Here is a 10,798-nt window from a genome sequence, read left to right on the forward strand (position 1 = left end):
TCACGATTGCAGTTTACGCAGGTCTTTAATAATGAATGAGCCAAATAGGTCAATTATTTTGCCTTTATCTTGCCATTAGATTTTTTAGTAGACGGCTAAGATATGCAGGTCGAATTTTAAATTATATGAGCGAATGTTCAGATTCAGGAGTCGCTTTATTTCCATTGAGGGCCATCATGATTGATAAATTAAATGCCACGTTTGCTTTTCAGCAGCAGGCGTTATCAATACGCGAAGCAAGGCAGACTGTTTTGGCTTCAAACATCGCAAATGCGGATACTCCGGGCTATCAAGCACGTGATATTGACTTTAATCGTCAACTTCAACAAGCAATGGACAAAGGTGTCGTTGGTTCAAAGGGCGTCACCCTTGCCGTGACAGCTAAAGGCCATATCGAAGGACGAGGCATTAAAGCGCCAAATTTAGACTTGAAATACCGTGTTCCTTATCAGACATCGATGGATGGTAATACGGTAGATATGGATATTGAACGTAGTCAATTCGCTGATAATACCCTGAAATATCAGGCTGATCTCACATTTATTAATAGCCGCGTTAAAAGTATGTTGGCTGTTCTACAGCAAGGGTAATAAGCATGGCGTTACTGAGTATTTTTGATATTTCTGCTTCTGCATTAACAGCGCAGTCTCAGCGTTTGAATGTCAGTGCAAGCAACATGGCAAACGCTGAAAGCGTCGCAGGACCGGACGGGCAGCCGTATCGTGCAAAGCAAGTGGTCTTTCAAATGGTACCACAAGGGCGCAATGAAGTGGGTGGTGTGCGTGTGAGTGAACTCATTGAAGACCCTGCACCGCCGCGTATGGAATACAAGCCTGGCCATCCACTGGCTGATGAAAAAGGTTATGTGCAAATGCCAAATGTCGACATGGTCGGGGAGATGATCAACACCATTTCGGCTTCTCGGAGTTATCAAGCCAACCTTGAAGTGATGAATACGGCAAAAACGTTATTGCAAAAGACATTAACAATAGGCCAGTAAGGGAGGTTTGTAATGGGAATTGCCGCCACAATGTACGACTCTTTGGATAATACTACAGCCGGTCCAGAGCCGGCTGCCAGTAATGTGCCAAAGAAAAGTCAAAGTGATGATATGCGTGACACATTTTTAAAGATGATTGTCACACAGATGCAAAACCAAGACCCTACTAACCCTATGGAAAATACCGACTTGACCAGTCAATTGGCACAAATCGCAACGCTTGAGAGTATGAATAAGCTAAGTGATAGCGTTAGTGGTATTTCCCAACAAATCGGTTCAGGGCAATCATTACAAGCCACTCAGCTTGTTGGCAAAGGTGTTCTTATTCCTCGCAACGAAATTATTTTAGCGCCACTTAAAAAAGAGAGCACTGGCGAAGATAGTTCAATCATTAAACCTTCAAATCCATTACCGGATGAGGGGATTAGCCCTGATAGTCCTTCAAACTTTGCACTGAGTGATAAAAGTGTGATGGGTGATGAAGGCGGCAGCGAAGAACCACAGTCCGAATTTATCTCATCTCCGTTTGGTTTCTTTTTGCCGAAATTGGCAGATAACGTTGAAATTACTATTCGCGATAAAAACAGAATGGTGGTACGCACCATTACTTATGATACCGAAGTCAAACCCGATATTTATGATATGGCTTGGGATGGTCGCGACAACAAAGGAAACCTAGTGGCAGATACAAAAGGGAAATATTACTTTGATGTGAAAGCCGTCAGAGCCGGAGCCGAAGTTGAAGTCACAAAACTAGGTTATACCCGCGTCAACGGCGTGACCCCAGGTTCTGACGCACCATTATTAGATGTTGGTATTGGACAAAGTGTCCCCCTGAGCAGCATCTTCAAAGTTTATCCTTCATCTTAATTTATCCCCAATACTCATGGAGAAAATATGTCTTTTTCACAAGCAGTCAGTGGCTTAAATGCAGCATCAGCGGGGCTGGATTCAATTGGTAATAATATTTCCAACTCCGCGACCAATGGTTTTAAAGGGGCGACAACCTCTTTTGCCGATATGTTCGCAGGATCAGGCGTTGGTCTGGGTGTTAATGTTGCAGCAGTAACACAAAATTTTAAAGATGGCCCTATCACACGTACGGATAGACCAACGGATGTCGCTATTTCTGGCAATGGTTTTTTCCGTGTGCAAGACAAAAATGGCGATATTTACTATAGCCGTGATGGCCAGTTTTTACGTGATAAAAGCGGTAACTTAGTGAACAACCAAGGCATGATCGTCACAGGTTATCCGGCAGGTGTTGATGAGGACGGTAATGTCACTATTCAAAGTGGTGGTGTTCCTGCGGGAATTAACATTCCAACCGATATGATGGATGCTAAAAAATCAGACTTAGCCAAACTGACAGTTAACCTTAATTCAGAAGATAAAGTTAAAGATAAAAAGTTTGATATAACAAAACCTGATGATTCAGCAACTTATAATTTCAGTACCACAATGACTGCATTTGATAGTCAAGGTAATACTCACGAAATTTCAGTGTATTTTGTCAAAGAGTCTGACAATAACTGGACGGCTTATGCAAAAGATACTAACGACACAGAAGCTAAAAAATTAGGTGAATTAGAGTTTGACGGCAACGGCAAGCTAAAAGACGCTGATAAAGCCACATTTGCCTTTGCTTATAACGGGTTAAATGGGGCGGATAATGGAACGTTAAATGTCGATCTGAGTAAAACTCGCCAACAGAAAGTCAGTGAATCCTCGGTCAGTGCTATTGATGTAGATGGCTTTCCTGCCGGTGAATACACCACGTTTAAAATTGAAGATAACGGTTTAATTACTGCGAATTATTCTAACCAACAAAAACGTGTGGTAGGGCAAGTTGCGCTGTCTGCTTTTGCTAACCCGAATGGTTTAGTTTCTCAAGGTGGTAACGTTTGGGCTTCTTCAAATGCTTCAGGTAACCCAATGGATGGTGTCCCGGGTGTAGGGCAATACGGCAAATTAACCAGTGGTGCGCTGGAGTCTTCTAACGTGGATATGAGCCAAGAGTTGATCAGTATGATTGTGATGCAGCGAAATTATCAATCCAATGCGCAGACCATCAAAACGCAAGATCAAATGTTACAAACATTGGTTAACTTACGATAAACCGAGAGGGTGGGCATGGATCACGTCATTTATACTGCCATGGGTGGGGCGCGTCATGCGCTTGAAAACCAAGCGGTTGTTTCAAATAACATTGCTAATGTGTCAACGGCGGGCTTTAAAGCACAACTATCGGCAATGCGTGCTGTGCCCATTAACGGGGACAGCGAACCAACAAGGACACTGGTCGTTGCCTCAACACCCGGTGCAGATATGAGCCAAGGGCCACTGAACTATACAGGCAAGTCAACAGATGTGGCGTTAAATGACAAGCACTTTTTGGCTGTTGAACTTGCCGATGGCAGCGAAGCCTACACGCGTAACGGTAATATTCAGGTTTCGAGTGAAGGTGAGTTAATGATTGGCGAGCGTCGTTTACAAGGGGATGGTGGTCCTATTAATGTTCCGCCGAATGCAGAATTAACTATCGGCACAGACGGCACAGTGACAGCGCTATTGGCGACCGACCCCCCAACGATGCTAGGGCAGATTGGCCGTTTAAAAGTGGTTGAAGCACAGCCACAAGACCTACTTCGTGGGGAAGATGGGTTATTTCATTTATCACCTCAAGGCCAAGCGGCTAATGGCAATGTGCTTCCACAAAGTGAGCGCGCTATCGTTACCGCTGGTGTGATTGAGGGAAGTAACGTTAATGCTGCTGAAGCCATGGTTTCCATGATTGCCAATGCAAGGCATTTTGAAATGCAAATGAAAGTAGTCCGTAGTGCTGATGAAAATGCACAGCGGGCAAACCAATTGCTTGCCGTCAGCTAAATTCAGTAAGGAATTATTATGATCCGTTCATTATGGATTGCAAAAACAGGGCTTGATGCTCAACAAACCAACCTTGATGTTATTTCTAATAACTTGGCAAACGTCAGTACTAATGGTTTTAAACGCCAACGTGCCGTATTTGAAGATTTAATGTATCAAAATATTCGCCAACCTGGCGCGATGAGCTCTGAGCAAACATCGTTACCGTCAGGGTTACAAATGGGGACGGGGGCTCGTCCCGTTGCCACAATGCGAGTTCACGCACAAGGTGCGTTAAACAAAACGGGTAATACCAACGATATCGCTATTCGAGGCCAAGGTTTCTTGCATGTACAAATGCCAGATGGTACCGACGCCTATACCCGCGATGGGGCATTGCAGCCCAACCAAGATGGCCAGCTTGTAACCTCAAGCGGTTACCAAATTGTCCCTGCGATTATGATCCCTGATAACGCAAACAGCATGTCAATTGCCCGTGATGGTACGGTTTCTATCACCGTTTATGGTGATAATCAGCCGCAACAGATTGGTCAAATCACCTTAACTACTTTCATCAATGATGCAGGTTTAGAAAGTATGGGTGAAAACCTGTATATGGAAACGGCAAGTTCAGGTGCCCCTAATGAAAGTGCTCCGGGAACGAATGGTGCAGGGTTGATTTATCAAAATATGCTAGAGACATCTAACGTCAATGTTGCCGAAGAGTTAGTGAATATGATCCAAACTCAACGTGCTTATGAAATTAATAGTAAGGCAGTATCCGCATCTGACCAGATGCTACAGCGTTTAACTCAGCTGTAATTGGTTTATTGAGCGGGAAAGACACAGAAAGGTAACTTGCAATCACGATGGTGAGTTACCTATGAGAGGGATCTCTTCGTGATGGTAGAACGTACACTGCAGCAAAAGAGTAGCATGATGATTGAAAGCAGCACGATTTCTCAACAGCAAAAAATAGCGTTGCAAACGCCTTTAATCGCAACCAAACAGGTGGGATTAGTCATTGCTTTGGTTTTGATTACCAGTGGCTGCGCACACATAAAATCACGTCCGTTAGTGGACACACAGACAACGGCAATTCCAAGTGCACCGACGGCACCTGCACCGAATGGCTCAATATTTCAAAGTGCTCAGCCGGCGTATTATGGCTATCAGCCCCTATTTGAAGATAGGCGCCCTCGTAATGTTGGCGATATTTTGACTATCAATCTACAAGAAAATGTCAGTGCTAGCAAAAACTCGTCTGCAAATGCGAATCGCACTGGGAAAACTGGTTTCTTGGCTGCGATACTGCCCGGCTTTATGCAAGGCTGGATTGGCGGTAAGAATACCGAACTCGATATTAAAGGTAATAGTGACTTTAGTGGTAAGGGCGGAGCGAATGCCAATAACACCTTTAAAGGGACGATTACCGTGACGGTAGACCAATTACTGGCGAACGGTAACTTACATGTCGTCGGTGAGAAGCGTATTGCCATTAACCAAGGGACGGAGTCGATCCGCTTCTCTGGCGTGGTTAACCCACGGACCATTGGGTCAGATAACCATGTAAGCTCCACACAGGTGGCGGATGCACGTATTGAATATGTGGGTGATGGTTACATCAATGAATCGCAAAACATGGGCTGGCTGCAACGCTTTTTCTTAAATGTTTCGCCTTATTAATTGAACATAAGAGAGAATAGCCGAGAGAACTCAATGAAAAACAAAGTATTAATTTTGCTATCGCTATTTTGCTGTTTTGTATTTGCAGCGCACAGTGAACGTATTAAAGATTTAACCACGGTTCAAGGGGTACGTGATAACGCATTAATCGGTTATGGACTTGTTGTCGGGCTCGATGGCACGGGTGACCAAACCATGCAAACCCCATTTACAACCCAAAGTTTAAATAACATGTTGTCGCAAATGGGGATTACGGTCCCCCCCGGTACTAACATGCAATTGAAAAATGTGGCAGCGGTGATGGTAACCGCAAAATTACCACCTTTTGCGCGTACTGGTCAGTCTGTGGATATCGTTGTTTCTTCAATGGGGAATGCAAAAAGCTTGCGGGGTGGAACATTATTGATGACGCCACTGAAAGGTGTTGATGGGCAAGTCTATGCCATGGCGCAAGGAAATATTCTGGTTGGTGGAGCTGGCGCAAGCGGTGGTGGTAGCAGCATTAAAGTGAATCAACTTAATGGTGGACGCATTACTGGCGGGGCAACGATTGAGCGTGAACTACCAAGTAACTTTGGGCAAAGTGGCGCAATTAACCTGCAATTAAACGAAGATAGCTTCACATTAGCGCAAGATATTGCAGATGCAATAAACCGTATGGGGGGAGTCGGTTCAGCTTCCGCGTTGGACTCGCGTACGGTTCAATTATTAGTTCCGGCTAACAACCGTGACCAAGTACGCTTTTTGTCTCGGGTACAGGAACTTAACGTGCGGACACCAATGGCAGAAGCAAAAGTGATCCTCAATTCACGGACCGGTTCAGTTGTCATTAACCGCAGTGTGACACTCGAAAGCTGTGCGGTGGCTCATGGTAGTTTAGCGGTTACCGTTGAAAGACAAACACAAGTCAGCCAACCTGATACCCCATTTGCAGGTGGGCAAACGGTCGTAACCCGTAACACCAATGTCGGTATACGCGACCAAGGTGGTTCATTGCAAAAAGTGAATGCGAGTGTGCAATTAAACCAAGTTATTCAGGCTTTAAATACTTTAGGTGCGACGCCAAACGATTTGATGTCAATATTGCAAGCTATGGAAAGTGCAGGTTGCTTGCGTGCAAAATTGGAGATCATCTAATGAGTGATATGCAGCTATTGCAAGGTGCCGCGTTTGATTTACAGTCGCTAGGCCAGCTAAAAGGCGAACTGAATAAAAACCCAGAGCAAGGGCTGCGCCAAGTCACGCAGCAACTTGAGGCAACATTTGTCCAAATGATGCTAAAAAGTATGCGTGACGCATTACCCCAAGATGGTTTATTTTCCAGCGACCAAACACGTATGCTCACCAGCATGTATGACCAGCAAATCGCCCAAGATCTTTCACAAAAAGGCTTAGGTTTTGGTGAGATGATGTACCAACAGTTAACGCGCGAGCAAATAGAGCCTAATGTAGCGCTCAGCAATAGCATGTTACCGCTCGATGAAAAAGCCATCCAAACATTGCCACCATTTAATATGCAGCAGATGATGCGCCATTTTTCACCTATGGGGGATACGCTTTCAGCACCATTCCAAAAAATCAAAGCGTTATCGCTTAACAGCAGTAATTTTATTCGTCGCTTAATTGAACCAGCAAAGGCTGCAAGTCAAAACAGTGGTATTTCACACTTTCTCGTCTTAGCGCAGGCGGCATTAGAAAGTGGTTGGGGACAGCGGGAAATTTTGAAAAGTGACGGTAAAACCAGCCATAACTTATTTGGTATTAAAGCTGGGAAAAACTGGCAGGGACCCGTCACTAATATCATGACAACCGAAGTCATTAATGGCAAAACAATAAAAATGCGCGATGACTTCCGAGTCTATGGTTCATACGAAGAAGCGATTGCTGATTATATCAGTCTATTAACCGAAAACCCGCGCTATAAAGATGTGAAAAAAGCGCCGACGCCTGAAATTGCTGCGCGTCGCTTACATCAAGCCGGTTACGCCACTGACCCAAGTTATTCAGACAAACTGATCACCTTGATTAACCAAATTCGCGGTCATCAACCGACAGCAAATACCTCGGCATCAAGGGCAGTGCAAGCCTATACCATAGACTTAAACGATATTTTTTAAAAACACGGAATTAATGCGAGTTTGGCCTAAACAATTACGCTGAATTTCCGATAACCAAATATGCTGTAAATAATTTGAGTTGCTTATCACTTTGATTGTGTCAGCCAATTAAAGGGGTCAGCATCTAGAACAGGAAAAGCTTATGCTGAACAATGTAATGAATAATGCGCTCAGTGGTGTGAACGCTGCACAAGGCGGGTTAAGTGTGATTTCTAACAACTTAGCGAACGCAGGTGTAGGTTACTATCACCGCCAAAGTGCTGTTTTCGGGGAGAATCCCGGTACGATGACACCTAATGGCTATTTTGGTAACGGCACTTATTTCAGCCATGTTCGCCGTGAGTTTGATGAATTTATCAATGCACAGTACAGCCAATCACGCGCTCGCAGCGGTGATTATGAGGCGTACGTTAAAAACTGTAATAAAGTCGATGATTTGCTTACTAATGATATTGAAGATATCTCCAGTAATATTGGTAGTTTTTTCACTTCATTAGATGCAGCAACCAGTGACGCCAGTGATAAAACATTGATTGACGTTTTCTTGGGCAATTCAAATGCGTTGGTAAGTCAATTTAAAGACGCTGATCGCCGTTTACAAGAAATGGAGCGGGATATTAATCACCAAATCGAAAATAAGGTGAAAGATATCAATACATATGCGGAAAAAATTGCCGGTCTAAACCAGCAGATCTCCCGTGTACGTTCAGTCAGCGGTTCTGAACCTAATGATTTATTGGATGTGCGTGATCGCTTAGTAAATGAAGTTAACTCGTTAGTTGGGGTTAAGGTCATTGAACAAAACGGCAACTATAATGTGACGTTTGCCAATGGTTTACCGCTGGTGACTGGCGAAAAAGCTAACCGTTTAGAAGCAGTCCCTTCATCAAAAGACGATAGCCGTTTTAGTATTGGTTTTGTGGGCGCAAATGGCCAAGCGCGTGAAATCCCAGATGGGTCATTTCGTGGGGGAGAGCTAAGCGGTATTTTGCGTTCTCGTCAGGAAGTGATTGACCCGGCTTATCAAAAACTCAATAAATTAGCATTAGTTTTTGCAACGAAATTCAATGAAGTTCATAGCAAAGGCTATGATGCCAATGGTAATACGGGTAAAGACTTTTTTGAGATTGGTAAAGGCAGCGTTGTTAGCAATACCCATAATAGCGGTAAAGCGGATTTCGATTTGAGCTATAGCGATGTCTCTAAGGTGACAGGCAATAACTATGAAATGCGTTTTGATGGTAGCGAATGGAATGTCACTCGTTTACCTGAAGGCATTAAAGTTTCGGTAGATGATTCAACCGCAGGCACACTGAAATTTGATGGTATAGAAGTCAAAATAAGCAATAGCCAAGGCATGACAAAAGGTGATTCTTTCCTTGTTAAGCCTGTGAGCGGTGTTATCAACGGTATGCAAACATTGATTAGTGATGCATCGGGCTTTGCTGCCGCGGGGAGTAAAGATAGTGGCCCAGGTGATAATGAAAATATTAAAGAGCTGGTTAAATTACAAGACCAAAAACTGATTGATGGCGGCTCGACCTTCTCTGATTTCTACGCAACCTTAGTCAATGATGTCGGTAGTAAAACTAAACAAGCCCAAATTGATTCGGAAACACAAAATAAAATGACTGAGAGCTTTTATGCCCAAGAGCAGGCTATCTCAGGCGTGAATATGAATGAAGAAAGTATTCAAATGCAGAAGATCCAGCAGTTTTTTAATGCGAATGCGCAAGTATTAAAAACGGTGGATGATTTGTTTAATGCGTTGATGCGTGCATTCTAAGTTTTAGCAATATAATAAGGGTTTAGCGATGCGTTTAAGTACAAATATGATTTATCACCAACGCCTGCAAGACATGAATAATGCTCAGGCGCGTTGGATGGATGCAGGTAGCCAATTAGCCTCGGGTAAGCGCGTGAGTAAACCGTCTGATGACCCTCAAGCCTCATCACAAGCGGTGCGAATTAGCCAATCAGAAAACCGTAACCAGCAATATGTGGCAAGCCGTGGGTTTGCAAAAACGGGCATGACATTGCAGATGAGTATTTTGACTCAAATGACGGATGTGACCACACAAATTGATACCACTATCATTCAAGCTTCTAACCAAGGAGCTTTAAGTGATAAAGACCGTCATTCACTGGCAGAACAGTTAACAGGTTTAAAAGAACAACTGGTGGGATTAGGTAATACAACGGATGGTAATGGCCGTTATATTTTTGCTGGTTTTAAATCGGATAAGCCCCCGTTTGAAATTGACGCTGATGGTAATGTGTTGTACCACGGCGGTGATAAACCGATTATGCAAAATGTCGCTAGTGACCGAGAAATGACCACCTATTTTACGGGTGCGCAAGTTTTTGAGACGGGCAGCGATAATGTTGTTAATGTTTTCAAAGCGTTGAATGCAGGTATTGACGCGCTGAAAATTCCACAACAAGATGCGCCTCAAGCTGATTTAGACCGCGCTCAAGCAGGGATGGATGAAGCTAACCGTGGAATTAAAGCAGCGCTTGACCAAATTTCTAATATTGAAGCGAAACAAGGCTTACAACTGCAAGAAATTGATAAATTAGATTTCTTGGCAGATACCCGTTCGATTCAAAATGCAGCTCGTAAAAGTGAGCTGCTTGAGACCAACTGGACGGGGACTACGACGGATTACTATAAAGAAAAGGCGATGTTTGATGCATCCCAAAGTATTTTTAAAGATTTAAACAGTATGTCACTTTTTGGTAACCGTTAATAAATTAAAGGTTTAATTTTACTCACCGCGCTTTGGAGTGATTCGAGCGCGGTTTTTTTTATTTTGAGGTACCTTTATTTACGCACTATTTTCGTTTAGTGCATATTGCATAAATCCCGATTTGTTTTACCCTAGTTTGACCTTTATTTTTTGCTATTTAAAAAATTAATTATTAAACAATAAGTTAGAACACCCTCCCAAAACAAAGGTATTTTGGTGTTTATAAAGCTAGTACATTGTTTTCCTTTGTTTTATCTTATTTAACTAATAGTTCACTGCCATGCAGGCAGCTTAGAAATGATTCTGAGCTAGTGAAACAACCGGCGTTTGAGTTCACTGCCATGCAGGCAGCTTAGAAAATAGCAGCGCAATTTATG

11 protein-coding genes and 1 CRISPR repeat array (1 of these 12 only partly in view) are annotated in these 10,798 nt (G+C 43.4%); all 11 genes read left to right on the top strand.

Translation table 11 applies throughout. The features are described from left to right. Positions 1-176 precede the first annotated feature (176 nt). The 11 genes from flgB (at position 177) to flgL (ending at position 10,421) form a co-directional block, all read left to right on the top strand. Complete coding sequence (gene flgB, locus P3L56_RS07800; RefSeq protein ID WP_042844268.1) at positions 177-590, top strand: flagellar basal body rod protein FlgB; 414 nt, start codon at positions 177-179, stop codon at positions 588-590. A gap of 5 nt (positions 591-595) precedes the next feature. Beyond that, positions 596-1,000 carry a flagellar basal body rod protein FlgC gene (flgC, locus tag P3L56_RS07805; protein WP_210831508.1) on the top strand — a complete coding sequence of 135 codons (405 nt, stop codon included), beginning with the start codon at positions 596-598 and terminating at the stop codon, positions 998-1,000. Between the two features lie 12 nt (positions 1,001-1,012). Beyond that, complete coding sequence (locus P3L56_RS07810; protein WP_048606788.1) at positions 1,013-1,870, top strand: flagellar hook assembly protein FlgD; 858 nt, start codon at positions 1,013-1,015, stop codon at positions 1,868-1,870. Positions 1,871-1,897: 27 nt separating this feature from the next. Then, entirely contained in the window at positions 1,898-3,118 is a 1,221-nt protein-coding gene (gene flgE, locus P3L56_RS07815; protein WP_048606790.1) for a flagellar hook protein FlgE, read from the top strand. Between the two features lie 15 nt (positions 3,119-3,133). Then, the gene (locus P3L56_RS07820) at positions 3,134-3,889 is read left to right on the top strand and encodes a flagellar basal body rod protein FlgF (protein ID WP_042844263.1); all 756 of its coding nucleotides are present in this window, start codon (positions 3,134-3,136) and stop codon (positions 3,887-3,889) included. An 18-nt stretch (positions 3,890-3,907) separates the two neighbouring features. Beyond that, a complete protein-coding gene (gene flgG / locus P3L56_RS07825; RefSeq protein ID WP_042844262.1) occupies positions 3,908-4,690 on the top strand; it encodes a flagellar basal-body rod protein FlgG in 783 nt (260 codons plus the stop codon). An 81-nt stretch (positions 4,691-4,771) separates the two neighbouring features. After that, positions 4,772-5,554 (top strand): flagellar basal body L-ring protein FlgH, encoded by a 783-nt coding sequence (locus P3L56_RS07830; protein ID WP_173424802.1) that lies wholly within the window; start codon positions 4,772-4,774, stop codon positions 5,552-5,554. A 33-nt stretch (positions 5,555-5,587) separates the two neighbouring features. After that, a complete protein-coding gene (locus P3L56_RS07835; RefSeq protein WP_042844261.1) occupies positions 5,588-6,691 on the top strand; it encodes a flagellar basal body P-ring protein FlgI in 1,104 nt (367 codons plus the stop codon). After that, entirely contained in the window at positions 6,691-7,671 is a 981-nt protein-coding gene (gene flgJ, locus P3L56_RS07840) for a flagellar assembly peptidoglycan hydrolase FlgJ (RefSeq protein ID WP_042844260.1), read from the top strand. The genes P3L56_RS07835 and flgJ overlap by 1 nt, the downstream gene beginning before the upstream one ends. Before the next feature lie 142 nt (positions 7,672-7,813). Next, positions 7,814-9,457, top strand: coding sequence for a flagellar hook-associated protein FlgK (gene flgK, locus P3L56_RS07845; RefSeq protein WP_042844259.1), 1,644 nt, complete (start codon positions 7,814-7,816; stop codon positions 9,455-9,457). Between the two features lie 28 nt (positions 9,458-9,485). After that, on the top strand, positions 9,486-10,421 hold the full coding sequence (gene flgL / locus P3L56_RS07850; protein ID WP_042844258.1) for a flagellar hook-associated protein FlgL: 936 nt from the start codon (positions 9,486-9,488) through the stop codon (positions 10,419-10,421). Positions 10,422-10,691: 270 nt separating this feature from the next. Then, positions 10,692-10,798: a CRISPR direct-repeat array (repeat unit 28 nt; unit sequence GTTCACTGCCATGCAGGCAGCTTAGAAA) (it continues 1,183 nt past the right edge of the window).

Origin of the sequence: Providencia sp. PROV024, assembly GCF_032709665.1 — a bacterium.
Classification (GTDB): Bacteria; Pseudomonadota; Gammaproteobacteria; order Enterobacterales; family Enterobacteriaceae; genus Providencia; species Providencia huashanensis.

Coding starts and splice junctions, on each gene's coding strand:
- flgG (WP_042844262.1), top strand. CDS start 3,908: ATGATCCGTTCATTATGGATTGCAAAAACAGGGCTTGATGCTCAACAA.
- flgL (WP_042844258.1), top strand. CDS start 9,486: ATGCGTTTAAGTACAAATATGATTTATCACCAACGCCTGCAAGACATG.
- flgJ (WP_042844260.1), top strand. CDS start 6,691: ATGAGTGATATGCAGCTATTGCAAGGTGCCGCGTTTGATTTACAGTCG.
- flgC (WP_210831508.1), top strand. CDS start 596: ATGGCGTTACTGAGTATTTTTGATATTTCTGCTTCTGCATTAACAGCG.
- P3L56_RS07810 (WP_048606788.1), top strand. CDS start 1,013: ATGGGAATTGCCGCCACAATGTACGACTCTTTGGATAATACTACAGCC.
- flgB (WP_042844268.1), top strand. CDS start 177: ATGATTGATAAATTAAATGCCACGTTTGCTTTTCAGCAGCAGGCGTTA.
- flgK (WP_042844259.1), top strand. CDS start 7,814: ATGCTGAACAATGTAATGAATAATGCGCTCAGTGGTGTGAACGCTGCA.
- P3L56_RS07835 (WP_042844261.1), top strand. CDS start 5,588: ATGAAAAACAAAGTATTAATTTTGCTATCGCTATTTTGCTGTTTTGTA.
- flgE (WP_048606790.1), top strand. CDS start 1,898: ATGTCTTTTTCACAAGCAGTCAGTGGCTTAAATGCAGCATCAGCGGGG.
- P3L56_RS07820 (WP_042844263.1), top strand. CDS start 3,134: ATGGATCACGTCATTTATACTGCCATGGGTGGGGCGCGTCATGCGCTT.
- P3L56_RS07830 (WP_173424802.1), top strand. CDS start 4,772: ATGGTAGAACGTACACTGCAGCAAAAGAGTAGCATGATGATTGAAAGC.